General features: G+C 43.8%; 22 protein-coding genes, 3 tRNA genes and 3 rRNA genes. 22 read left to right on the top strand and 6 right to left on the bottom strand.

Going from position 1 to position 25,322, the window contains the following annotated elements; all coding sequences use genetic code 11:
- The first annotated feature begins 26 nt into the window (after positions 1-26).
- The 17 genes from hflX to EIH25_RS04435 all read left to right on the top strand — a co-directional run bounded on the left by hflX (position 27) and on the right by EIH25_RS04435 (position 15,998).
- Complete coding sequence (hflX, locus tag EIH25_RS04515) at positions 27-1,280, top strand: GTPase HflX (RefSeq protein ID WP_124098978.1); 1,254 nt, start codon at positions 27-29, stop codon at positions 1,278-1,280.
- A 350-nt stretch (positions 1,281-1,630) separates the two neighbouring features.
- On the top strand, positions 1,631-2,650 hold the full coding sequence (aroF, locus tag EIH25_RS04510) for a 3-deoxy-7-phosphoheptulonate synthase (protein WP_124098976.1): 1,020 nt from the start codon (positions 1,631-1,633) through the stop codon (positions 2,648-2,650).
- A gap of 414 nt (positions 2,651-3,064) precedes the next feature.
- On the top strand, positions 3,065-3,532 hold the full coding sequence (locus tag EIH25_RS04505; protein WP_124098974.1) for an LURP-one-related family protein: 468 nt from the start codon (positions 3,065-3,067) through the stop codon (positions 3,530-3,532).
- A gap of 43 nt (positions 3,533-3,575) precedes the next feature.
- Positions 3,576-4,685 (top strand): 3-dehydroquinate synthase, encoded by a 1,110-nt coding sequence (gene aroB / locus EIH25_RS04500; protein WP_124098971.1) that lies wholly within the window; start codon positions 3,576-3,578, stop codon positions 4,683-4,685.
- Positions 4,686-4,710: 25 nt separating this feature from the next.
- Complete coding sequence (locus EIH25_RS04495; protein ID WP_124098969.1) at positions 4,711-5,352, top strand: CatA-like O-acetyltransferase; 642 nt, start codon at positions 4,711-4,713, stop codon at positions 5,350-5,352.
- A gap of 15 nt (positions 5,353-5,367) precedes the next feature.
- Positions 5,368-6,024, top strand: a complete 657-nt coding sequence (locus tag EIH25_RS04490; RefSeq protein WP_124098967.1) for a GNAT family N-acetyltransferase — start codon at positions 5,368-5,370, stop codon at positions 6,022-6,024.
- Positions 6,025-6,058: 34 nt separating this feature from the next.
- A complete protein-coding gene (locus EIH25_RS04485; protein WP_124098965.1) occupies positions 6,059-6,637 on the top strand; it encodes a uracil-DNA glycosylase family protein in 579 nt (192 codons plus the stop codon).
- A gap of 51 nt (positions 6,638-6,688) precedes the next feature.
- Entirely contained in the window at positions 6,689-7,930 is a 1,242-nt protein-coding gene (aroA, locus tag EIH25_RS04480) for a 3-phosphoshikimate 1-carboxyvinyltransferase (protein ID WP_124098963.1), read from the top strand.
- Complete coding sequence (locus EIH25_RS04475; RefSeq protein ID WP_124098961.1) at positions 7,931-8,392, top strand: hypothetical protein; 462 nt, start codon at positions 7,931-7,933, stop codon at positions 8,390-8,392.
- Positions 8,393-8,411: 19 nt separating this feature from the next.
- Positions 8,412-9,503 (top strand): chorismate synthase, encoded by a 1,092-nt coding sequence (aroC, locus tag EIH25_RS04470; protein WP_124098959.1) that lies wholly within the window; start codon positions 8,412-8,414, stop codon positions 9,501-9,503.
- 82 nt (positions 9,504-9,585) lie between these two features.
- A complete protein-coding gene (locus EIH25_RS04465) occupies positions 9,586-10,179 on the top strand; it encodes a DUF4364 family protein (RefSeq protein WP_243113084.1) in 594 nt (197 codons plus the stop codon).
- Between the two features lie 511 nt (positions 10,180-10,690).
- A 16S ribosomal RNA gene (locus EIH25_RS04460) occupies positions 10,691-12,203 on the top strand.
- Between the two features lie 149 nt (positions 12,204-12,352).
- A tRNA-Ala gene (locus EIH25_RS04455) sits at positions 12,353-12,428 on the top strand.
- Positions 12,429-12,504: 76 nt separating this feature from the next.
- Positions 12,505-12,581 (top strand) — tRNA-Ile (locus EIH25_RS04450).
- Positions 12,582-12,845: 264 nt separating this feature from the next.
- A 23S ribosomal RNA gene (locus tag EIH25_RS04445) occupies positions 12,846-15,681 on the top strand.
- A gap of 75 nt (positions 15,682-15,756) precedes the next feature.
- A 5S ribosomal RNA gene (gene rrf, locus EIH25_RS04440) occupies positions 15,757-15,872 on the top strand.
- The 16S, 23S and 5S rRNA genes sit together here with 3 tRNA genes alongside, the layout of an rRNA operon.
- Before the next feature lie 50 nt (positions 15,873-15,922).
- Positions 15,923-15,998 (top strand) — tRNA-Asn (locus EIH25_RS04435).
- Positions 15,999-16,985: 987 nt separating this feature from the next.
- Here the strand turns inward: EIH25_RS04435 and EIH25_RS04430 are convergent.
- The 5 genes from EIH25_RS04430 to EIH25_RS04410 form a co-directional block, all read right to left on the bottom strand.
- On the bottom strand, positions 16,986-17,642 hold the full coding sequence (locus EIH25_RS04430) for a hypothetical protein (protein WP_124098957.1): 657 nt from the start codon (positions 17,640-17,642) through the stop codon (positions 16,986-16,988).
- A 240-nt stretch (positions 17,643-17,882) separates the two neighbouring features.
- Positions 17,883-18,644 (bottom strand): hypothetical protein, encoded by a 762-nt coding sequence (locus EIH25_RS04425; RefSeq protein ID WP_124098954.1) that lies wholly within the window; start codon positions 18,642-18,644, stop codon positions 17,883-17,885.
- 22 nt (positions 18,645-18,666) lie between these two features.
- Positions 18,667-19,176, bottom strand: a complete 510-nt coding sequence (locus EIH25_RS04420; protein WP_124098952.1) for a helix-turn-helix transcriptional regulator — start codon at positions 19,174-19,176, stop codon at positions 18,667-18,669.
- Positions 19,177-19,246: 70 nt separating this feature from the next.
- A complete protein-coding gene (locus tag EIH25_RS04415; protein WP_124098950.1) occupies positions 19,247-20,170 on the bottom strand; it encodes a hypothetical protein in 924 nt (307 codons plus the stop codon).
- A 90-nt stretch (positions 20,171-20,260) separates the two neighbouring features.
- A complete protein-coding gene (locus EIH25_RS04410) occupies positions 20,261-20,473 on the bottom strand; it encodes a hypothetical protein (RefSeq protein WP_124098948.1) in 213 nt (70 codons plus the stop codon).
- 647 nt (positions 20,474-21,120) lie between these two features.
- On the opposite strand from EIH25_RS04410, the gene mobC reads away from it, so the two are divergent.
- Both mobC and EIH25_RS04400 read left to right on the top strand, forming a co-directional pair.
- Positions 21,121-21,564 (top strand): plasmid mobilization relaxosome protein MobC, encoded by a 444-nt coding sequence (mobC, locus tag EIH25_RS04405; protein ID WP_124098946.1) that lies wholly within the window; start codon positions 21,121-21,123, stop codon positions 21,562-21,564.
- Positions 21,525-22,895, top strand: a complete 1,371-nt coding sequence (locus EIH25_RS04400; protein WP_124098944.1) for a relaxase/mobilization nuclease domain-containing protein — start codon at positions 21,525-21,527, stop codon at positions 22,893-22,895. Before mobC ends, EIH25_RS04400 begins: the two co-directional genes overlap by 40 nt.
- A gap of 1 nt (position 22,896) precedes the next feature.
- Here the strand turns inward: EIH25_RS04400 and EIH25_RS04395 are convergent, their stop codons facing one another.
- Positions 22,897-23,085: a hypothetical protein gene (locus EIH25_RS04395; RefSeq protein WP_124098942.1), complete on the bottom strand. Its 189-nt coding sequence runs from the start codon at positions 23,083-23,085 to the stop codon at positions 22,897-22,899.
- 189 nt (positions 23,086-23,274) lie between these two features.
- On the opposite strand from EIH25_RS04395, the gene EIH25_RS04390 reads away from it, so the two are divergent.
- From EIH25_RS04390 to EIH25_RS04380, 3 genes are read left to right on the top strand one after another with little or no spacing between them, the layout of a single operon-like run.
- A complete protein-coding gene (locus EIH25_RS04390; RefSeq protein WP_124098940.1) occupies positions 23,275-23,499 on the top strand; it encodes a hypothetical protein in 225 nt (74 codons plus the stop codon).
- Positions 23,492-24,292 (top strand): AAA family ATPase, encoded by an 801-nt coding sequence (locus EIH25_RS04385; RefSeq protein ID WP_124098938.1) that lies wholly within the window; start codon positions 23,492-23,494, stop codon positions 24,290-24,292. The genes EIH25_RS04390 and EIH25_RS04385 overlap by 8 nt, the downstream gene beginning before the upstream one ends.
- 34 nt (positions 24,293-24,326) lie before the next feature.
- Positions 24,327-25,259, top strand: coding sequence for a ParB/RepB/Spo0J family partition protein (locus EIH25_RS04380; RefSeq protein WP_124098936.1), 933 nt, complete (start codon positions 24,327-24,329; stop codon positions 25,257-25,259).
- The last annotated feature ends 63 nt before the right edge of the window (positions 25,260-25,322 follow it).

Genomic DNA, 25,322 nt, shown 5'->3' with positions numbered 1-25,322 from the left:
TTTTGTTTTAGCGTTAAAGGAGTATTATGATAGAAAACGAAATAAGGATTCCGAAAGTCATGCTGTGCGCGGTGGACACCGGAGCGTACGACGTCGAGCGTTCGCTGGACGAGCTTGAGGAGCTTGCCGCAACCGCCGGAGCGGAAACGGCTGTGAGGATAACTCAGAAAAGACCGTCCTTTGAGCCGGCAACCTGTATCGGAAGCGGCAGGCTGGAGGAAATGGCTGAAATATGCGAAAGGGACGGTATCGACCAGATTATTTTCGATCATGAGCTTACCGCGACCCAGATACGCAATATCGAGGATATATGCAAGGTTCATACAATTGACAGAACTATGCTTATTCTGGATATTTTCGCACAGCGGGCAACTACCCGGGAGGGCAGGCTTCAGGTTGAGATAGCCCAGCACCGTTACCGTCTGCCCCGGCTTGCCGGAATGGGCGTTAAGCTTTCGCGTCTGGGAGCGGGAATAGGCACGAGAGGTCCGGGAGAATCCAAGCTTGAAACCGACAAGCGGCATATAAGAACCAGAATAGCGGCGCTCAGCGGCGAGCTGAAGGAAATAGAAAAGCGCCGTACCAATCAGCGTGCAAGACGCAGGAAGGACGGCGTACTTGTGTGCGCTATCGTAGGGTATACAAACGTAGGAAAGTCCACTCTGCTCAATACCCTGACCGAGGCCGGGGTGCTGGCGGAAAACAAGCTGTTCGCTACGCTTGAAACCACCTCAAGGGCTATAGAGCTTCCCGACGGAAGAAGCGTTATGCTTGTAGATACGGTAGGTCTGATAAGACGTCTGCCGCACCATCTGGTGGAGGCGTTCAAGTCAACCCTTGAAGAGGCGGCAAACGCCGACGTTATACTGCACATCTGCGACGCTTCCGCCGACGACTGCGCGGAGCAGGCGAAGGTAACTCTGGAGCTGCTTAAGGAGCTTGGCTGCGAGGGGATACCTGTAGTTACGGCGCTGAATAAATGCGACAAGGTTCCGTATATCGACAACGTCGGAAGCCTAGAGGGCGCGGTAAAAATTTCAGCCAAAACGGGAGAGGGCATTGACCTCCTGCTTGACGCCGTTGCCAAAGCGCTGCCCCAGTCGGCGGTAAGAGCAAAGCTGCTGGTTCCTTTTTCCGAGGGCGGACTGCTCAACGAGATACGGACAGACGGAAAGATTCTGTCTGAGGAATACACTCCCGACGGAATCCTGTGCGACGCCCTGATAGATGTCAAAGTCTATCCAAAAGCCGCCATATATAAAGTATCGGCGCCGGAATAGTGCCTGTCGGCTTGTTCCGTCAGACCGATATGAATAAAATGTAAAAAAATCTTATTGCGCTTGACAAGTATACGTTCAGGGTTTATAATATTTGTGTTAATAAAATTACGAAAGGAAAAGCTTGCTATGTATCCTGTAATTTCAAATGCAGTCTTTACATACTTCTTTTTTGCCTTTAGCTTCTTTTTTGGCTTTAGGTTTTTTTGGCGTGTGAAGAAAGCTGCATTGAGATTAGGCGAGTAGTTGGGTAAAAGCTTTATACTTGTAATATTTCAGTCGTGGCTTGATATGTTCGGGCCGCGGCTTTTTTATTAATAAATATTCATTATCAAATTTAGGAGGAATTTAAAATGGTAATCGTACTGAAAAATTCGGCTTCTGAAAAGCAGATCGACGAGCTTATGAACTGGCTTCAGGGATTCGACGTAAAAACAAATCTGGTTCACGGAATCCATTCCAACATCATAGGACTTATCGGAGATACGACAAGAATAGATATGGAGTCGGTGCAGGCAAAGGAAATCGTCGAAGCGGTAAAGCGGGTTCAGGAGCCCTATAAGAACGCAAACAGACGTTTTCATCCCGACGACACCGTTATAGAAGTAGCGGGAAGAAAAATCGGAGGCGGAACTCTTAACGTGATCGCGGGCCCCTGCTCGGTTGAGTGCGAGGAGCAGATCATTACTACCGCGATCGCCGTTAAGGAAGCCGGAGCTACAATGCTGAGAGGCGGAGCCTTCAAGCCCAGAACCTCGCCATACGCCTTTCAGGGTCTTGGCAAGGAGGGTATTGACCTGCTTATACAGGCAAGAAAGGTAACCGGTCTGCCTATCGTAACTGAGATCATGGATCTGTCTGATATTGACCTTTTCGCCGATGTGGACGTAGTTCAGGTCGGAGCGAGAAATATGCAGAACTTCACCCTGCTTAAAGCGCTGGGTCGCTGCGACAAGCCGGTTCTCCTTAAAAGAGGTCTTTCAAGCACTTTGCAGGAGCTGCTTATGTCCGCGGAGTATATCATGTCCGAGGGCAACAGCAAGGTAATACTCTGCGAGAGAGGAATCAGAACCTTTGAGCCTGCCACGAGAAATACCCTTGATATATCCGCTGTTCCTCTGCTAAGGCAGAAAACCCATCTTCCTATAGTTATAGACCCGAGCCACGCAACCGGTATAGCTTCTCTGGTTGAGCCTATGTCGCTGTGTGCCGTTGCGGCAGGCTGCGACGCGCTGGAGATTGAGGTGCACAACGATCCCAAGAACGCGTGGAGCGACGGAGCGCAGTCACTTACTCCCGCTCAGTTCGCCGAAACAATGAAAAAGATCAGGGCGATGGCGGAGTTCTGCGGCAAGCCTCTTGACATTAACTGATAAAGCCACAGGGCGGAGCGATCTGCCCTGTTTTGTTATTCTTATCGTGATATTTGACAAACTTTCTAAATGTTTTTTGTAATTGTCTACAAAAATTGATCTAACAAAAAACTTTTTTATTCATAGTTGCACATTCGCGTGCAACTTTTCCCGTTTTTGTGCCTGTAAGTGAGGAGCTTGATTTGCAGCCGCGCTAAGCGGCAGAGCAGCGCGTATGCTCCGGCGGCTATTTACTTTTGACGGACGTTATGGTATAATTATTTCAGTTTAAAACGTTACAGCGGTATATTGCAAAGGACTTTCTATGGAGGGAATGCCGCACTCAGGCGGAGTTTATAAATAAAGCTCCGGCTCTTTCAGAAAGAAAACAGCGCCGCGGAAAATATTAAGAGATATTTGGGGAGATGATGAGCAATGAAGCTTGTATTCAGACAGAGAATATTTTCATGGTTTGACAGCTACGATATTTACGACGAAAGCGGTAACACCGTATTTACCGTAAAAGGTCAGCTTGCGTGGGGTCACTGCTTCAGGATTTACGACCGAACGGGAAGCGAAGTCGGAATGCTGAAGGAAAAGGTTTTAAGCTTTCTTCCGGTATTTGAGATGTACATAGACGGAAGCTATGCCGGAAGAATAAAAAAGCAGCTTACCTTTTTCAAGCCGAAATTCACCCTTGATTACAACGGCTGGACGGTAGACGGCAACTGGCTTGAATGGGACTATTCGGTGTACAGCGGAGAAGATAAGATAATGACGGTATCAAAAGATATCGTGCGTCTGACGGACACCTATATTCTGGACGTTTATAATGATGAAAACGCGCTTTCGGGACTTATGATAGCGCTTGCGATAGACGCTGAAAAATGCTCGGGCCGCTGAAATCCGCGGCTTTTGCTGAAACCTGATATTGGAGGTAACAAAAATGAAATTTTACTGCAAGCTGAAAAAGGTTGTGGACGATTCCTACGATATTGAGATCGGTCACGCTTTGCAGGATACGCTGATTGACGATCTGAAAAACGGACTTCTGGGAAACGTTAAAAAGTTTGCCGTTGTGACCGATTCGACCGTAGAGGGTCTGTATGCGGATGAGATCCGCGAAAAAATCCTTGAAGCGGGCTTTCAGTCGGATATGATAACAATTCCTGCCGGCGAAAGATCCAAAACGAGGGCGATGAAAGAATATGTCGAGGATACCATGCTTGAATCCGGTTACCGCAGGGACTGTGGAGTAATTGCCGTAGGCGGCGGAGTTGTTTCCGATCTGGCGGGCTTTGTGGCAGGCACGTTCGGCAGGGGAGTGCCGTTTGTCAACTATGCCACTACTCTTTTATCTGCGGCAGACGCTTCCGTCGGCGGAAAAACCGCTGTGGATACTCCGCTTGCCACAAATCTTATCGGTATATTCAACCAGCCGAAAAAGGTGTATATTGATATAAGCGCATGGAAAACCCTGCCCCGCAAACAGCTTTCCAGCGGGCTTGCCGAAACGATAAAGCACGGCTGTCTTGGAGATTCGGAGCTGTTTGAATACCTTGAAAAGAATATTGAAAAGGTATTTGAAAACGACCAGGCCGTCTGCGAATATATTGCCGAGAAAAACTGCGATGTAAAATATAAAGTCGTAATGCGGGACGAGCGTGAAAGCGGACTGAGGGAAATACTCAATCTCGGTCATACGGTCGGCAGGGCGATCGAAACGGTTTCGGATTATAAGCTTCTGCACGGAGAAGCGGTTTCCATCGGGCTTTGCGCTCAGGCAAGGCTGGGTGAAAGGCTGGGCTTTATTTCTCATGAAAACGTGCTGAGATTGGAACGGCTTCTGCTGCGCGCCGGTCTGCCGGCGTCGGTTCCGAAATATATCGACCGCAAAGCGCTTGTCAAAAAGCTTTATACAGATAAAAAGGTCCGCGACGGAAAGCTTAGATTCGTGTTCCAGCATGAGATAGGCGCAATGGAACAGTTCGGAGAAAATAATTACGGCAGGGAAATTTCAGAACGGGAGATAGCAGACGTCTTGGAAAAAATGTAGTTAACGATAAAAGGAGAACAGGCAAATGAACGGCGGATATAAAATTATCGACGAAAGCGGCTTGGACAGAAAGCTTCACTGCCGTATTTTCAGAAATTCGGCGCAGCCGTGCTACTGTATAACTTCCGATATAGATGTTACTGAGCTTTACAGCTATGTAAAAGCTAAAGGCTGTTCCTTTACACTTGCGTTTATTTATGCGGTCATGAAGTGCGCCAATGAGCTTGAAAACTTCCGCTATCGTTTTTTGGACGGGAATATTGTGCTGTATGATAAGTGCGGTACAGAGTTTACATACCTTAAAGACGGTGATGAGCTTTTCTATTATATCTGTGCGCCGTATGCCGAAAGCATGGAGGAATATATAAATAATGCGGAAAGGATCATTGCCGAACAGAAAACCTACTTCGATTCGCTTCCGGCGAACGACGCGTTTCAGTTTTCGCCCATGCCGTGGTTTTCCTACACCTCGGTTTCGCACACGTTTTCCGGCGATAATACTAAAGCGAATCCGATGTTTGACTGGGGAAGATTTTATGAAAAGAACGGTAGAAAGCTTATGCCCTTTTCGGTTCAGGTGCATCATTCCTTTGCCGATGGTATCCATGTGGCAAGGCTTTATCAGAAATTGCAGGAGTATATGGATTCCTTGGGGAATAACGGCTGACGGAGTGAGTTTATTATGAAATTTGACAATCATGACGAAAGAATAAAATATTATGAGCTGCTGCTTTATAACGATACTGTTGATGAAATAAAGGAGTATCCTCTGCCCGAGGGTTACAGCTTTGTATATTATAACGACGGCGACAGGGACAGCTGGATAAGAATCGAGCGGTCGGCAAAGGAATTTGAAACCTGTCAGGACGGAATAAAGGCTTGGGAAAAGTATTACGGCGGACATGAAGCCGAGCTTTGCAGCCGTATGTTTTTTATTGAAACGGAAAGCGGCGAAAAGGTCGCGACGGCTACAGCCTATTACGAGCCGAGGGATACCTCAGGCGCCGGCTGGCTTCATTGGGTAGCCGTTGCCCGTGAATTTCAGGGCAGAGGGCTTGCGCGTCCGCTTATTTCACATACGCTTGCAAGGCTCAGGGAGCTTGGATACAAGACAATAAAGATACCGACCCAGACGACCTCATGGGTTGCGGCAAGACTGTATCTTGATTTCGGATTTAAGCCGATACCTGAAAACGCGGTAAACAGCTATGACGGGTGGCGTATACTCCGAACGCTTACGGAGCACTCCTCTCTTGCGGAATTTCCGCCCTGCTCCGTTAAGGATATTCTGACGGAACAGGCGTATAAAAAAGAAGTCTTATCTGCGGGCAGCGAATAAAAAGTTCGGAATTTGCAAAGGATCGGTGCTGAAAATGGATTTTCAAGAACTGAAAAGCGGAATACTTTCCTGCCGCTTGTGCTGGGAACGCTTCGGCTTTGAGCCGCGTCCCGTTTTTTTCGGCAATGCCGACGCTTGTATCGTCCAGATAAGTCAGGCGCCGTCCAAAAGCGTATCCGCGACGCTTAAACCGTTTGACGACGCGGGAGGAAGAAAGCTCAGAAAGGATTGGTATAAAATATCCGACGAGGATTTTTACGATCCCTCGAATTTCTATATGACCTGCGCCGGACACTGCTATCCCGGAAAAGCTCCGGGCGGAGGAGACAGGCTTCCTCCCGCGGTGTGCGCGAAAAAATGGCTGTTTAACGAGCTTGAAGCCGTGAGCAATAAGATATATATAATTATCGGCAGAAAAGCCGCAGAGCTGTTTTTCAAGGACGAGGAATTTACGTCGCTCGTATTTGCGGATAAAAAAATAAACGGCAGACCGGCGTATATATTGCCACATCCGTCGCCTCTTAACGTAAAATGGTTTAAGGAAAATCCGAGATTTTTGCGCGAAAGGGTAAAGGCTATTGAAAACGCGGTGCATGAAGCTTTGGGTATTTAAGCGGTAAACGGTTAAATGCCCGTCGGACTTATAAAATAACGGAGGAATAAAATGGATATAAAAATTACCCCCTCAAAGCTTGCCGGAACGGTAAAAATACCGCCGTCCAAGAGCGTCGCTCACAGAATGATAATAGCGGCGGCTCTGGCAGAGGGCAGGTCGGAGATATCAAATTTATATCCCTCGGAGGATATTCTCGCCACTATGGAATGTATGCGCAGGCTTGGCGCGCGGATAGAATTTTCCGGCGCCCGCGCGGTCGTTACAGGAATTGAAAAAATCCCTGAAAAGGCGGCGCTTGACTGCGGTGAAAGCGGGTCGACTCTGCGCTTCCTGATGCCCGTCGCGGCGGCTCTGGGAGTCGAGTGCACCTTTCTCGGCAGAGGAAAGCTTCCGGTGCGCCCGATAACTCCCTATATAGAGGAATTTCCCGGACACGGAGTGACCATTGATTTCAGCGGAGCCGGGGAGGGGGAATTTCTTCCCTGCACAATAAGAGGAAAGCTGACCTCCGGAGATTTTTCTCTCAGCGGGGGAATATCCTCTCAGTTTATTACAGGACTGCTTTTCGCGCTTCCTGTACTTGACGGGGACAGCAGAATAAGCCTTACATCGCGTCTTGAATCAAGACCTTATGTCGATATAACCTCAGGTACGCTGAAAGACTTCGGCTGTGAGATAACCGATACCGCGGACGGATTTTCCGTCAGGGGCGGACAGGTCTTTACGCCTTTTAACGGAGCTGTTGAGGGCGACTATTCCCAGGCGGCGTTTTTCGAGGTAGCCAACGCTTTAGGAAGCTCCGTGAAAATTGACGGATTGAATGTAAATTCATATCAGGGCGATAAAAAAATCATTGAAATATGCAGGGAAATGGTGTATAATAAAAACGGTACGCTTTTGCCGTTTGAGCTTGACTGCTCGGATATTCCCGATCTTGTGCCGATTTTAGCGGTTCTGGGAACGTTCTGTATGGGCAGATCGCATATTGCAAACGCCGCCAGACTCAGAATCAAGGAGTGCGACCGTCTTGCGGCTATGGCGCATAATCTTAACGCCGTCGGCGCTGAGATAACCGAGCTGCCGGACGGTCTTGAGCTGGCGGGCGTAGGATCGCTGCGAGGAGGAGTGGTCGATTCCTGCAACGATCACAGAATAGCAATGGCAATGGCTGTCGCTTCGACCCGCTGTACCGAGCCTCTTATTATTACCGGAGCGGAGTGCGTTTCAAAGTCGTATCCGAATTTCTGGGAGGATTTCAGAGCGCTGGGCGGAAATTTTGAGGTGATTTAAATGAGTATTGACAGAGCCGACTGGCATTACGAAAGCGCGGAAAAAGAATATTACAGGCGTATGAATTTAAGCGATGATTGTGAACTCAGCAATGAACAGGTTAATGAGATATGGCTTTGCGCCGCAAATCACATAGGCTTGTTTCTGCGCTGGATAATAGAAAACGGCTTTGAAGGAGAGGAAAGCGACCCGGAGGGTACGGAGCTTGTGCGCAAGGGCAAGATTTCCGGCTCAGAATATCTTATGGAATACTGCGACGGAAAGTTCTGGGAATCAGACGTGAGGGAGGATATTCTGCCGTTTGTAGAAAAGTACTACGAAAAAGCATATTTAAGCGATTACGGCGAAGCCGTCCTGACTGGCGATACCCAGGTCTACGGCGCGCTTTCCGGAAAAAAGGAATATAAAAGTATAAAGAAGCTTATTGATAAGGCTTACAAGCAATACAAGTCCAAAAAATAGGATAGTTGGAGGTAAAATAATGTCGTCAACATGGAGTAACAATATAACCTTTTCGGTTTTCGGAGAAAGCCACGGTCCCGCGATAGGCGTGGTTATAGATAACGTTCCGCCGGGGGAAAGCATTGATATGGACAGGCTTATGCAGTTTATGGCAAGGCGCGCCCCTAAGAAGGACAAGACCTCAACTCAGCGGAGAGAAAAGGATATGCCGCAGATAATGTCGGGCTTTTTCAATGGAAAAACCACCGGCACTCCGCTTTGCGCGTTTATTCAGAATACCGACCAGCATTCGCAGGATTACGGCAATATATCCAAGCTTGCCCGTCCGGGTCATGCCGATTATACGGGCGCTCTGAGATACAGAGGCTTTAACGATCAGAGAGGCGGCGGACATTTTTCCGGCAGACTTACCGCGCCTCTTTGCTTCGCGGGAGCGGTAGCCGGTCAGATTCTTGAAAAGCGCGGAATCTATGTCGGCGCGCATATTTCTGAAATACACAAAATAAAGGACGACAGCTTCGACCACATCAGAACCTCCAGAAACGATATCATGGCTCTGAGGGAAAAGGAATTTCCGACCCTTTCAGACCGAAAGGGCAGACTTATGATAAAGGACATCGAAAAGGCTCGGGAATGTCAGGACAGCGTCGGCGGAGTTGTGGAATGTATAGCTATAAACGTGCCTGCCGGAATAGGTTCTCCTATATTTGACGGACTTGAAAATTCGATCGCTCAGCTTATTTTCGGTATTCCGGCGGTAAAGGGACTGGAGTTCGGCGCGGGATTCAACGCGGCTAAAATGCTGGGCAGCGAAAACAACGATGAATTTTACGTCAATGAACAGGGTCATGTTGTTACGAGAACAAATTTTCACGGCGGAATTTTAGGCGGAATTTCTTCCGGTATGCCTATAACTCTCAAAGTAGCGTTCAAGCCTACGCCGTCGATCTCGCAGCCTCAGCAGACGGTGGATTACTCCGCTATGAAAAACGAAACCATTGCGATCAAAGGCAGGCATGATCCCTGCGTGGTGCCGAGAGCGGTTCCCTGCGTAGAGGCTGCCGTTAATATCGCGCTGCTCAATCATATGCTGGAATACCCAAATTTTTGATAGGTGGCGCCGCTGAGGACGACGAGGACAAGACGTAATTGGCAGCGGCGTCACCTGAATAAAAACATACAGGAGTGATATTTTGGAACAGGATTATTCCAAGCTTAATATAACGCCGGATATTTTCAATCCTACAGACGTTTACGAGGTAAAGATACTGCTGGCGTATTTTCTGTTTCAGATGGACAGGCCGGTCACACCCAACCAGCTTACCGAAATCGCTACGGGCGACGGGATAGTTAATTATTTTCTGTATTCCGAGGCGGTAAGCGAAATGCTGGAAAATAAGACTCTGACCCTTGAGGAACAGGAGGGAACGTCGTATTATCTTCTTACGGAGAAAGGCAGGGAGGGCGCGCAAAGCTTTAAAAAGCTTGTAAGCAAAAGCGTGCGCGACAGAATTTATGCCGCCGGACTGAGGTTTTTCGCCAAGCTGAAGGCTGAGCATGACGTCAGCTTTGAAATTGTTCCCGCAAAAAAAGGCTATTCGGTTCACTGTACCTGCGAAGACAACGGTCTTGTTCTTATGGATATGACTTTATACGCTCCCGATAGGGAGCAAGCGGAGTATATCAAATCTAAGATAATGATGAATCCTACAGATTTTTATTGCAGGGTCATGGACTATGTCATAGAAAATGAGGAGTATGTGCCGAGCGTTTCGGACGATTATTAAATTGAAGCTTATGGCGGGAAAAAGCGCATAGTGAGTCTGTTTATTTGCTTGACGCTGAATATAGTATGGAATTTTGTCAATAATGTAGGCATAAGTCATTAAAATGTATAAAAAAGATAAGTTTTTTTATGCACAACACCAAAAAGAGCAAAAAGGGATTGACAAGAAAAGAAAAGGGTGATAAAATAAATAAGCTGTCTCAAAGAGCGAAAGCGGAGGCAGTATACGGAGGCAGAAAAAAGATTAAAAAAAGGTCTTGACAAGAGCCGCCGGAAGTGATATAATAAACGAGCTGTCCCGAAAGCGAGAGCTAAGGGGGGATAGCGGTAAGGCATCTTGAAAATTGAATAACAACGAAGACGAAGAAGAAACCCTTGGAGATTCCAGAAGAGAGAGAAAGTACTTGGAAGGAATTAAGAAGTCAAGTAGAAGACGAAAAAAACTACGACAGTCAGTGAGGAACTGAAACAGGAAGAGATATTAGATACAGGGATGTATATAATATACAACTTAAATTAAGAGTTTGATCCTGGCTCAGGACGAACGCTGGCGGCACGCTTAACACATGCAAGTCGAACGGGCGGAGGAAGAGCTTGCTTTTCCGAAGCTAGTGGCGGACGGGTGAGTAACACGTGAGCAATCTGCCTTTCAGAGGGGGATACCTGTTGGAAACGACAGTTAATACCGCATAACATAGTCATACCGCATGGTAAGGCTATCAAAGATTTATCGCTGAAAGATGAGCTCGCGTCTGATTAGCTAGTTGGTGAGGTAAGGGCTCACCAAGGCGACGATCAGTAGCCGGACTGAGAGGTTGGACGGCCACATTGGGACTGAGACACGGCCCAGACTCCTACGGGAGGCAGCAGTGGGGAATATTGCACAATGGGCGAAAGCCTGATGCAGCGATGCCGCGTGAGGGAAGAAGGTTTTAGGATTGTAAACCTCTGTCTTAGGGGACGATAATGACGGTACCCTAGGAGGAAGCTCCGGCTAACTACGTGCCAGCAGCCGCGGTAATACGTAGGGAGCGAGCGTTGTCCGGAATTACTGGGTGTAAAGGGAGTGTAGGCGGGACTGCAAGTCAGGTGTGAAAACTATGGGCTTAACCCATAGACTGCACTTGAAACTGCGGTTCTTGAGTGAAGTAGAGGTAAGCGGAATTCCTAGTGTAGCGGTGAAATGCGTAGATATTAGGAGGAACATCAGTGGCGAAGGCGGCTTACTGGGCTTTAACTGACGCTGAGGCTCGAAAGCGTGGGGAGCAAACAGGATTAGATACCCTGGTAGTCCACGCCGTAAACGATGATTACTAGGTGTGGGGGGACTGACCCCTTCCGTGCCGCAGTTAACACAATAAGTAATCCACCTGGGGAGTACGGCCGCAAGGCTGAAACTCAAAGGAATTGACGGGGGCCCGCACAAGCAGTGGAGTATGTGGATTAATTCGACGCAACGCGAAGAACCTTACCAGGTCTTGACATCGTACGCATAGCTCAGAGATGAGTGAAATCCCTTCGGGGACGTACAGACAGGTGGTGCATGGTTGTCGTCAGCTCGTGTCGTGAGATGTTGGGTTAAGTCCCGCAACGAGCGCAACCCTTACTGTTAGTTGCTACGCAAGAGCACTCTAGCAGGACTGCCGTTGACAAAACGGAGGAAGGTGGGGATGACGTCAAATCATCATGCCCCTTATGACCTGGGCCTCACACGTACTACAATGGCTATGAACAAAGTGAAGCAAAGCCGCGAGGCGGAGCAAAACACAAAAAATAGTCTTAGTTCGGATTGCAGGCTGCAACCCGCCTGCATGAAGTCGGAATTGCTAGTAATCGCGGATCAGCATGCCGCGGTGAATACGTTCCCGGGCCTTGTACACACCGCCCGTCAAACCATGGGAGTCGGTAACACCCGAAGCCAGTAGTCTAACCGCAAGGGGGACGCTGTCGAAGGTGGGATTGATGACTGGGGTTAAGTCGTAACAAGGTAGCCGTATCGGAAGGTGCGGCTGGATCACCTCCTTTCTAAGGAGTAAGGCTGAATAAAAAGCAGCAGACTCCGGTCAGACAAGGGAAGAAACAGAAGCAGAGTTGTTATTCAATTTTGAAGATGTCTGAAAAGGCATCTTAAAAAAGGAATAGAGCATAAGAACGGAACCTAAGCCCTTGGATCTGGGGGTGTAGCTCAGCTGGGAGAGCACCTGCCTTGCACGCAGGGGGTCAGGAGTTCGATCCTCCTCATCTCCACCAACAAGAGTTTAGGAGGAAGAACAACCGTAGCACACATGATGAAGCGTAGTCTTCACCGGAACTGAAAGGAAGTTTCGGGCGCATAGCTCAGGTGGTTAGAGCGCACGCCTGATAAGCGTGAGGTCGGTGGTTCGAGTCCACTTGTGCCCACCAGTTAATTGGAGAACAATTAACGAACAAAGAAAAATACCGGTTTCGCGAAAGCGAAATTGATGAAATAATTCATCAAAGGGATTTTTCAAGCTCTTGCTGCGCAAGAGCTTTGGCAGCTTGAAAATTGAATAATGAAGAAAAGTAATGCAAATGAGGAAAAACGACAAATTAATCGAAAGAGATTAAGAGTCGGGTAAATCAAGAGAGATCTTGAGAAACCTACAATTAGCGAAAAGCAAGAAGAGGAAAAGACATAATTCAAATGGTTAAGCTAATAAGAGCGTAGGGAGAATGCCTTGGCATCAGGAGCCGACGAAGGACGCGGTAAGCTGCGATAAGCTGCGGGGAATAGCAAGCATATAACGATCCGCAGATTTCCGAATGGAGCAATCCGTATGAGAGAAGCTCATACATCATATACTGAATAAAATAGGTATATGAGGGGAACCGCCCGAACTGAAACATCTAAGTAGGGCGAGGAAGAGAAATCAACCGAGATTCTGTGAGTAGTGGCGAGCGAAAGCGGAAGAGGCCAAACCGTGTGTAGCAATACATACGGGGTTTAGGACAGCGTTTAGCATTGATGAGTTTTAGCTGAAATGTATGGGAAGACATACCGAAGAATGTGAGAGTCATGTAAGCGAAAAGACGAGTCAGCGAGCTGGATCCAGAGTACCGCGGGACACGAGGAATCCCGTGGGAAGACGGGGGGACCACCCTCCAAGCCTAAATACTACCTGATGACCGATAGCGAAAAGTACTGTGAAGGAACGGTGAAAAGAACCCCGGGAGGGGAGTGAAAGAGAACCTGAAACCCTATGCTTACAAGCACCGAGAGCACGTCAAGGTGTGATCGGGTACCTTTTGTAGAATGGTCCGGCGAGTTATTGTATGCGGCAAGGTTAAGCGCTTAAGGCGCGGAGCCGAAGCGAGAGCGAGTCTTAACAGGGCGAAAAAGTCGTATGCAATAGACCCGAAACCGAGTGACCTATCCATGTCCAGGTTGAAGTGGAGGTAAAACTCCATGGAGGACCGAACCCACGTCCGTTGAAAAGGCCGGGGATGAGGTGTGGATAGCGGAGAAATTCCAATCGAACTCGGATATAGCTGGTTCTCTCCGAAATAGCTTTAGGGCTAGCCTCGTGACAGATTACCGGAGGTAAAGCACTGAATGGGCTAGGGGTCGAAAGATTACCGAACCCTATCAAACTAAGAATGCCGGATAATCGGTTCACGGGAGTCAGACAGCGTGAGATAAGTTTCGTTGTCGAAAGGGAAACAGCCCAGACCCACAGCTAAGGTCCCCAAATACGTTTAAGTGGAAAAGGATGTGGAGTTGCATAAACAACCAGGATGTTGGCTTAGAAGCAGCCATACATTAAAAGAGTGCGTAATAGCTCACTGGTCGAGTGACTCTGCGCCGAAAATTCAACGGGGCTAAAACGTATACCGAAGCTTGGGATGATAACTAAGGTTATCGTGGTAGGAGAGCGTCGAATAAGGGGCGAAGTCAGAGCGGAAGCGCTGGTGGACTTTATTCGAGTGAGAATGCCGGAATGAGTAGCGAGAATTATGTGAGAATCATAATGGCCGAAAATCTAAGGATTCCTGAGGAAGGTTCGTCCGCTCAGGGTAAGCCGGGAGCTAAGGTGAGGCGGAAACGCGTAGCCGATGCACATACGGTTGAGATTCCGTAGCCGCAGAAATACTTAAATGCAGGGACGCTTTGAAAGTTGTGAAGCCGGGCGATGGTTGACCCGGTCGAAAGGGACCGAAAAATAGTAGGGAAGTCACAATGGACGGAGACAAGAAAAGCTGCATGAATGTATAATGCGCCCGTACCGCAAACCGACACAGGTAGATAGGAAGAGGATTCTAAGGCCAACGGGAGAAGGGTTGTTAAGGAACTCGGCAAGTTGACCCCGTAACTTAGGGAAAAGGGGTGCTTGAGCAATCAAGCCGCAGAGAATAGGCCCAGGCGACTGTTTATCAAAAACACAGGTCTCTGCTAAATCGAAAGATGACGTATAGGGGCTGACACCTGCCCGGTGCCGGAAGGTTAAGAGGAGATGTGAGAGCATTGAATTGAAGCCCCGGTAAACGGCGGCCGTAACTATAACGGTCCTAAGGTAGCGAAATTCCTTGTCAGGTAAGTTCTGACCCGCACGAATGGTGTAACGATCTGGGCACTGTCTCAACAACCCGCCCGGCGAAATTGTAGTACCGGTGAAGATGCCGGTTACCCGCGACTAGACGGAAAGACCCCATGGAGCTTTACTGTAGCCTAATATTGGATTTCGGTATTTCATGTACAGGATAGGTGGGAGACTAGGAAGCATCGGCGTCAGCTGATGTGGAGTCAGCCTTGGGATACCACTCTTGGAGTGCTGGAGTTCTAACCTGCGGCTTTGAAACAAGTCGGGGGACATTGTTAGGTGGGCAGTTTGACTGGGGCGGTCGCCTCCTAAAGAGTAACGGAGGCGCTCAAAGGTTCGCTCAGCATGGATGGAAACCATGCAGAAGAGTGTAAACGCAGAAGCGAGCCTAACTGCGAGAATGACGGTTCGAGCAGTAACGAAAGTTGGAGTTAGTGATCCGGCGGTATGTGAGTGGAAATGCCGTCGCTCAACGGATAAAAGCTACCCTGGGGATAACAGGCTGATCTCCCCCAAGAGTCCACATCGACGGGGAGGTTTGGCACCTCGATGTCGGCTCATCGCATCCTGGGGCTGTATTCGGTCCCAAGGGTTTGGCTGTTCGCCAATTAAAGCGGTACGCGAGCTGGGTTCAGAACGTCGTGAGACAGTTCGGTCCCTATCTGTCGTGGGCGCAGGATATTTGCAAGGAGCTGTCCCTAGTACGAGAGGACCGGGATGGACGCACCTCTGGTGCACCAGTTGTCACGCCAGTGGCACGGCTGGGCAGCTATGTGCGGAACGGATAAACGCTGAAGGCATCTAAGCGTGAAGCCGCCCTTAAGATAAGATATCCCATCCGAAAGGAGTAAGACCCCTTGAAGACTACAAGGTTGATAGGCTCAAAGTGTAAGTGCGGTGACGTATTAAGCTAGCGAGTACTAATAGGTCGAGGGCTTAACCTTTATTATGTCAATCCCTCCCCTCTGACGCCTTACTTTATCCATTATTCAATTTTGAAGCTGTCATGCTTCACTATAGCCGGTGATGATTGAGATGAGGTCCCACCTGTTCCCTTGCCGAACACAGAAGTTAAGCTCATCTTCGCCAACGATACTTGGCTGGGTACGGCCCGGTAAAATAGGTCTTGCCGGCTCTTTTAAAAAGAATAGAGAAAGTGTTCTTCACTTTCTCTATTCATTATATTCCTCAATAGCTCAGTCGGTAGAGCATGCGGCTGTTAACCGCAGGGTCGTTGGTTCGAGTCCAACTTGGGGAGCCAATATTACTCCGCAAAGTCTGTAAACATCGTGTTTACGGACTTTGCACAATATATCAGCTCGTTGACCGCCTGCGGTTAACAGCCGCTGTTAATATTTTATTCAATTGTCATATATTTAAGGGCGGATCGGTGAGTTCCGACCCACCCGATAAATACATTTTTTGTTTTTGATGTTTTTCATTTTGCTGATGCTAATGCAATGATGTGACCCAACCTCATCTCAGTTTGTCTTATAGTCCATTATGCTATAAGAGTAAACGGCATTTCGCATTGCCTTTCGCAAATTACTATTTGCAACTGCACCATACTTCGCTTTCAAACGAATCCCCAACGGTAGCTCAACCCACGGGTATATATACTCGCTGCTGCATTTTATCGCTCGCTCTGATCAAGGTCATGGCGTGCAGGTCTCGGCGTAGTTCTTGTTGGAGTGGTCAGTCTTCCGACATCAAATTCTTTATTCAGTTGTAATCGGATAATTAGTCACCTAGCGGAGGCTTATCCGATTCTATATCAAATCTGTGAAAACAGATTTAACTAGCAAAAAGATAAGAGCTTCTCAGATGTCTGCTTAAAACAATCTGAAAAGCTCTTGACAAATGTATCTTAATCGTGTTAAAATAAAGCACGAGATTAAGCATCCTCAAAAGGTTTCACAGTTGTGGTGAGACATCTGTGCGGCTTGGGCTAAACTTTCCGGCAAGAAAGTTTAGCCTGTGGGGGTGTTTTATTTTTTTACCCAAAAATGGATAGTTTCAAGAATCTTACTTACCCTATGCCAATATTATACACTGTATTTTTTGAAATGTCAATACTTCATCAAAAAAAATTTTCAATTTATTATTTTATTTATTTTGAAAAAAGAAGTGTGTCATGCTGACACACTCAAAAGAATGAAAATCACATAAGCTGTCCTTCTCATAAAATTTGAACATCATTCTGACTGATAATATTAAAGCGGAGCCGTTAAACTCCGCTTCTTGTTCCTTAAGCATCTTCTTTTTTTACAAGAGTAAACGTATCGCTTTCTATGTCGTAGTCGTATTCTTCTAAAACGCATGAATGTTTGTCTAACTCAAGATATTCTTCTACATAGCGAGGAGATACAGCTGAATTAAAGCATATCTCTTTTTGTTTGCCGCCGTTCTCAAATATCAGCTTAAAATAAGAGTGCTTAAACGTACCGTCAGAAGCAATAGACATATCAGACATATAATTCTGTGCAGCTTCGAGCATAGCTTTGTAAATTTGCTTTACCATGTAGTCGTCATCATCAGAAAAATCAAACCATGAAAGTTCATTCAATCCATCAAAGAAGTTTCCGTTTTTCATCTTCTTTCCGATAAAATCGTTTGTGCTCTCAATTTCCGTAGTTTTCTGCACTCTTTGAGTGCCTTTAAGCTGCATCTTTTGAGTGCTTTTAAGTTCCTTAATCTTGTACAACATTCTTGAAACATGTTCACAAGTGCGAATATCTGCCTGTGCTCTTGCTTCTGTGTATTTGTCAACATATTCATATATGTCAAGCATATATATTTCAATTGTTTTTGTTCTTGAATCATAGCTGTCGGGTACAGACTTACACTTACGAAAATTTTCATCATTCTTATAATCCTTGTAAGAGATTCTTATCGTTTTTGCCATTGAGATCATTCCTTTCTGGTGTTTGGGATTTTCCTTTCCCTTTCTATGTTCTTATTATACACTAAAAATGCATATTTGTCAAGCGTTTTTGCGCAAAAAATATGCATTTTTTTAAAAAATGTCATTTTGCACAAATTTCCATGATTTTTTTGTGACATATAACAAAAACTGATGAAATATCTCAGATATTTCATCAGTCTTTGCTTTTTTCTTTTCAATTTTAACCGCAGTTGTATATTATCATTCGCTTTTTTTATTTTTAATGTAAAAATCTTTGTAATTTTCATAGCGTTTAAGAAGTTTTCTGAATTCACTTTCAGAGAATAACGGTTCATCCCACAACTCAGAGTTCCAGATGTTTTTAAATTTCACATAGACATCTTCATGGCGATCTGGACCTGGCTGGTCCGGCTGGCAATTTGGATCTGGCTGATCAGAGAGAGGATGAACGCGGAGATAGTGATAATATCCCGAACCGTTTCTCTGCTCATAAGAAGATATTTTATCTTCTTCTACATAAAAAAGTTTTTCAAGAAGAGATATAATATCTTTTATCTGAGCTTGTTTTTTCGTTTCAATTCTTATACTGCAAGCTTGAGAGTAATAATCGTCAAGAGCTGACTTCATTGTTTCTGAATCAATGTCAAGAAAATCGGCAGAGTAGCATAAAACATCTATGTATCCATGCTCGTTACGACTATAGACACTTATAGTTTCTGATCTTGACTTGACAATCTGTAAATTTAGCAATACAGAAAGATCCTTTTTATTACAATTCAACTCTTTAGCGATCTTATAAGCCGGGATTAAAATAACATCTTTGTATGTTTCATAAAACATCTCAGCTTGTGAGCTGTTCTCAATAGCGTCAACAATTTTTGCGCGGCTGTCAGTAGTCTTTATGCTTATGTTGTAATCCATACAAAAGAAAATAAGCGTAGATTTCTGAATCTCTTTGCAGGAATTGCTGGCAACTGTTTCAAAAAAAAGCTTCTTATCCATTACTATTCTTCTCTCTAACTACTTACTTCAGCATTTCTGTTTCAATATTCAATGCTGCAGCAATCTTTTGAACTGTCTGGAACCGATAATGTTCTAAAGATTTCGCGCCAGACTCGATATTAACTATTGTTCTTAAAGAAACTTCCGCTTTTTCCGCCAGCTCTTTCTGCGTAAGCCCGGCGAGTTTTCGCAAAGCTTTCAAATCTCCTTTGCTGTCTGCCATTTTTGCAACCAAAAGCTTATCGGATTCTACTCTTTGAAGATGTAGCAAGTTATTTGTAACGGTCACTTCAGAAAGAAACGCATGAGCAAAGCTTCTTATCTGTTCTTCGTCCGCCTCGGACAATAGATTTATAGCTATGCAAACACTTTCTTCAATTTTTACAGAAGCAGCGGCAGAAAAGATAGAGAAAGCTATCTCATACATATTGTTTCCATCGATCGCTTTCAGCAGCCGATCTTTTGCGTTTGATGTAATAACCGTTTTACTTCCCGCAAATGCTCCAGATTTTTCATAATCTATAACATTCACAAAATCACACTCCCTTATTGTTTATTAAGTGCGACATAATGTCGCACTTAATTTCACTTCAAAATATTAACTAAAGTGGCACACTTAAAGAAGATTCTAATCTGTTATTGATTGTTTCAATATCAGATTGCTTAACATCTTCATTGTAAATAAAACGCAGAAAAGCATTTTTCAGTTCCGGATCAATTTCTTTGAAAAGATGTTTGCAAACTTGTTCTCCGAGCTGCTTATGATAAACATCAAAGTCTTCCACAAAAGCCACTCCTTGAAAAATCGTCTTGAACATCTGAGCTGTATTTATTCCCGCGTCGTCGACCGGGTCCTCCAGACGAGCGAGACTAAAAGCAGCGCAAATGCGAATGTAAGCCGGAGCATTCATATTTCTGTAAAGCTTCATAGATACTGTGTCGTGATCTACGTCCATTCCGTAAAGCTCTGAAAACTCTGATTCGGTAAGCTTTGCAAAGTGACGTCCTCGGTTATCACAGTTTTTGTCTTCTGTGCTTTGTTCAGCATACATTGCGTATTCTACAGATTTTTTCATCAGACAGCTGTAGTAATCGTCTGTCACGCGGTTATTTGATTCCTCGCACGGAACACGTTCAGAATTATTATAGTCTTTAACCATTTTTTCGTAAATGTAAAAAGGAAGATAATTGTTGCAAAGCAGCTGTCCTTTTACATAGTCGTCCGGGTAATCTGAAAGTGTCAAAAGTGTCAACATATTTTTCTCATTCAGTTCTTCGTTACGTGCCAGCGCACCGATTCCGTACCGATATTCCTTTCCTTCTATGTCTGTTGATACAAGCACATCTTTGAGATCTTCTGTGATAATCGTGAAAAGATCAAAATTCGGCTCGTAATAGTTTTGGATGTAGTTTCTTACCTCTTCCGGTTCAACGTATACGCTTTCATCAAGAATATACTGTTTGAATTGTTCTGGAGAAAGATTTTGATTGATCTGCACCCATTCAATTTCCTTGTTTTTGCTCATAACAAATCCTCCTTGACAACAAAATTTTTTTAATCATTAGAACTAGCGTTCTTGGAAACGGGCTTTTGGATAAACCCGTCAGAACCATAACTAACAGTAGTGTCCTTCACCGTATTCAACATCTTGAATGTCAGCTATATACACTCTTGACGTTTCGTCTGCGGATGACATCAACCTGTTACAATCATCAACTACTAACTCCTCATCGCCATGCAGCAATAACCATTCACGAATTAAATCATCATCATAATCTGTGCGTCCTCGCATTGTGTACCCGTTCCAGTCTCTTAATGTTCTATTCATTATGACCACTCCTTAATTAAAATTTACTGGTTTTTTCTATACTCTTATTATACACCTAAAATGCACATTTGTCAAGCACTTTTGCGCATTTTATGTGAATTTGGCGGTTTTAACAAAAAAATAAGCTAAATTTATGCAAAATATCTAAATGATTCAAATTATTCCGTCAGCCTGGTTCATTGTTTATCATTAAATTGATTTTTCATATTAATAGAAAAATTAATTTTTTTGTATAAGCTGAAAGCTTTAATATACGTCATTTCACAATATTTAAGAGAAAAAAATTTTTTTGATAGGGCTTGACAAAAAAATAAAGTTGTGCTAAACTACGGAATTGTAAAATTTCGTAGATTTTTTTTGCAAGCTTAATCTTTGTCTAACGCTTCTACTTAGATGTTTCTGACCGGAGAGAAATGTAAAGCTCTGCTGCGCCGGAATCATAAAATTAAAAATGTAATGCATTATTTAAGTAAGCTGCTTTTTGCAAAAATTCCGCTTTTAAAATCTTTCTGCCAAAAAATTTATTTAAGTTTTTGATGAATATTTATATATGAAAAAACTATGAACAATAATTCGCTTTTTCGCCCTTTGGGCGACCGGACACTCTGCGGAGTTTCCGGACCTTCAAAGTAGCAAGCATCGCAAGTGTGTACACACTTGCCAATTTTAACACATTGTTCATTAGTGAACAATGTGTTAAAATTGCTTGTTGGGGAAGCCCCCAAACCCCTAAACCAAAAAAATCAGGAGATGACAAAATGCAAAAAAATCGTAGACGTAAGCAGCAGATTCATGTGTATTTTTCTGAAGAGGAAATGGAAATTATCAATGCAAAAATGCAGATAATCGGCACAGAAAATTTAAGTGCATATGTCAGAAAAATGACTGTTGACGGTGAAATAAAAGTAGTAGATTCTGAACAGTTAAAGCGTATGAATCAATTGCTTTTCAGCATTTCAAATAACATAAATCAAATTGCAAAACGAGTAAATACAACAAACTCTTTATATGCAGAAGATTTAAAAACTTTAAACGAAAAAATGGAGGAAATATGGCGGTTACAGGTATCTTTGCTATCACAGAAACGCTAGATCTTGCAATAAAATATATATGTAACAAATACAAAACGGATAATGGAAGAACAATTCAATCCTATGCCTGCACTCCTACCACAGCAGCTTCCGAAATGTTATTCACTCAGCGCACAAAAGGAACAGGTCAGAACAGCGTACTTGCACATCATATATATCAGTCGTTTGCAGCTGGTGAAGTAACAGTAGAAGAAGCTATGGAGGCAGGAAAAAAGCTTGCGGATAGACTATTAAAAGGACAGTACGAATATGTAATTGCAACACATTTAAACACGGGAAAAATACATAACCATATCATTTTTAATTCTGTAAATATGGTATCAGGCAGAACATTTAATACAGAACACAATCGCGGCGGAAAAGCGTGGTATCTCGTTAGAAAAATTTCTGACGAGATATGTAAGGAAATGAATCTTTCAATTGTTGAAAATGCTTATCTGGGAACAGGAAAATCTTATTATGAATGGTTAATAGATAAAGAAGGAAAATCGTATAAAAGCAAACTTAGATCTGAGATCGACACAAATATAAGGACTGCAAAAAACTTCGATGATTTTATAAACAAAATGCGTTCAGCTGGCTATGAGGTCAACAACGAAGGCGTTTATTTGAAATTTAAAGCTCCGGGACAGCAGCGGTATACTCGTTCAAAAACATTAGGTTATTACTATACGGAAGAAAAAATTATAGAGCGTATTGAAAAAAATACTGGACGACGTCGTGAATTCATGCAGTCACTTAATCTTCCGCAAATTATTGATACTTCTCAGGAAAAATTCAGACAAGGCGATGGTCTGGAGCATTGGGCTAAATTGAAGAATTTCAAAGCAGCAGCGGAAATACTCAGCTATTTATCTGAGCATGGAATAAGCAATGACAGCCAACTTTTAGCGAAAACTGATGAAATGCATGAGCAAAGAATTGAAGCCAGAGAATCGATAAAGACTATTGATAGTAAAATAAATTCGTTGCAAATATCAGTCAGAAACTTGAAAGAATATAACGAATTAAAACCACTGTATGATAAGTATAAAACGGCAAAAAATAAAGAAAAATTTTTCAGAGAAAACGAAAGCAATATAATGCTGTATGAGGAAGCTGTTGAACAACTGAGAAAACAATTCGGGAGAAAAAAACTTCCCCAGATTTCAATTATTCAAAAACAGATCGATGAGTTGAAAGAAAAAAAAGACCGACTGTATTCAGAATACAGCCAGTCGAAAAAAGAAGCGTATAAACTTGAAAAAATGAGGCGGCAGCTCGATAAGTATATGCGTACCGAAGAGCCTGAAAAAGAAGTAAAAGAAAAGGATAACAACCGCTCAAGATAATCTAATCATAAGCTTCTTCGATATCTTTGTCGATCAGATTAAGAATATACTTATTAACACTCAGACCAAGTGAATCAGCTCTTTGTTGAATGCGAATCTCCTCGCCTTTTTTTACTCTGACAGTGATTACCTTGTAATTTTTCTTGTTATACTTATTCACAGCTCTGCGGTTGGCGTCCGAATATGCCAAGCTATCACCTCCAAAATCTTTTATATTATACCATTTTAAAATATTGATAGCAATATAAAAAATAACTAAATATTCAAGTAATATTTTGTTACTTATGCTTATTGACATACTGACAGCAGTATGATATTCTATAATCATAAAAACAACTTATTCGCCACTGGCGAATAAGTCAGAAAGAGAGTGAAAAAAATGATTGAAGCTAACGCAAAATTTCTTAATGAAATTAACGGAGTAGCTTTAAATTTTAAAGCAGAAGGCTCAATATACGATATGTTATTAGAGTGCGAGACTATCGTCCATCGCTTTCTCTACAACATTACAAAGAATGCTGATTGTATTGAGCGAAAAGAAATAATCGAAGGTTTTATAACAAATGTATATAAAAATTTAATGGAGGAAGACAAAAATGAGTAAAGTAATAGCGATCTGCAATCAAAAGGGTGGAGTAGGAAAAACCACAACCACATTCAATCTTGGAGCTGCTCTTGCGCTTAAATTTGACAAAAAGGTGTTACTTGTAGATTTAGATCCGCAGGCTAATCTTTCAGAATACCTCGGATTTGTGGATGCGGACAATAAACCTACGATGACGCAGCTCATAACGGAGGTAGCTTCAAAAGCAATGGTTTCCGCCGAAATCGTAAAGTCATGTATCAGATATAACGAATTGAACAACCTTTACTATCTACCTGCCGACATCAATCTTGCGAACGCCGAGACCGTTATGTCAACAGCTCTTGCGAGAGAGACAATATTAAAGCGTATACTTTCAGACAGCGTTATGGAGGATTTCGATTACGTTCTTATCGATTGCCTACCGTCTCTCGGTATACTGCTTATTAACGCCCTAACTGCGGCAAGTGGAATGATTATTCCTGTACAAACTCAAAAATTTGCAATGGATGGCTTACAGGCTCTTAATTCTCTTTATTACCAAATACGCGCTACAATCAATCCAACACTTACTCTGATAGGTGTACTGCCAACAATGGTAGATAACACTATCGTCAGTAAAACCGCTCTTAGAAAGCTTTCTGACGAATACAACAATTTATTCCGCACAGTAATACATAAATCTGTTGAAGCTGCTAAATCCACAGAGAGTGGAAATGCATTATGTAAGATGAAAAACAGACTTGGTGATGAATACACTGAATTATCAGAAGAAATTATTTGTTTAAGTAAACAGGGAACAAGTAAAAGCTGAAAAATAGGTTCAGGCAGAAACGGAGGAAAAAGAAATGACAGCAGCATTTGATTTGGGAGCAATGCTCAGTACGCCGTCCGTTGCGACGGAAAATCAGGTCAAGCAGATACCCTGCGATATGCTTGTACCTTATCACAATCACAAATTCGAGCTTTACAGCGGCGAGAGGCTTGACGATATGGTATCAAGCATAAAGGACAATGGTGTGCTTATTCCGATCATCGTTCAACCGCTTAATGGCAAATATGAAATACTTATAGGACATAACCGTTGGAATGCTTCAATTCTGGCAGGAAAGCAGACTGTTCCGGCAATCATCAAAGACGGTCTTACAGAGGAAGAAGCAGAAATGTACGTCATTGAATCCAATCTTATGCAAAGAGGATTTGATAATCTTAAAATCTCAGAACAAGCGGCAGTTATAGCAATGCGTCATAGTCAGATGTTTTCACAAGGCAAGAGAAATGATATTATTGAGGAACTGCACAGAATGGAGAAAGGCGAATATTCCTCAGAAAAAGAAACGCTTACAACCGCGCAAAAGCTCAAAGACGAATATCGCATGAGTAAAGATTCCGTTGCACGGTTGCTAAGAATAAATATGCTTATAGACGGGCTTAAACCTCTTGTAGACGATAAAACAATTTCGGTCAGAGCGGCTGTAAACATATCATATCTTCCGCAGGAAATTCAAGAAATGTTGATTAAGTTTGCGAAAATATATAAGATTGATATGAAAAAATCTGAGCAGCTGCGTCAATATGATAAACTTCAAGGCTTGGATCAACTTACTGTTGTAAAAATTTTATCGGGAAAAATGACCGATGTAACGCAAACTATTCCAAAAAACAGGACTGTAAGGATAAATAGTGAAATCTATAGTAAATTCTTTGATGAGAAAGCTAATGCAGATGAAATTTCCGAAATAATTGAAAAGGCTCTTGAGCTTTATTTTGCAAAAGCATAGAAAATAAAGAATTTTTCTGATAAGTTTAAAAGACTTATATTTGTTATACATCATAGAAAAATA

Source organism: Ruminococcus sp. Marseille-P6503 (genome assembly GCF_900604945.1).
In the GTDB taxonomy this organism is placed as follows: domain Bacteria; phylum Bacillota; class Clostridia; order Oscillospirales; family Ruminococcaceae; genus FB2012.
The sequence above is the reverse complement of the archived record's forward strand: the minus strand, read 5'-3'. Positions and strand labels throughout refer to the sequence as shown.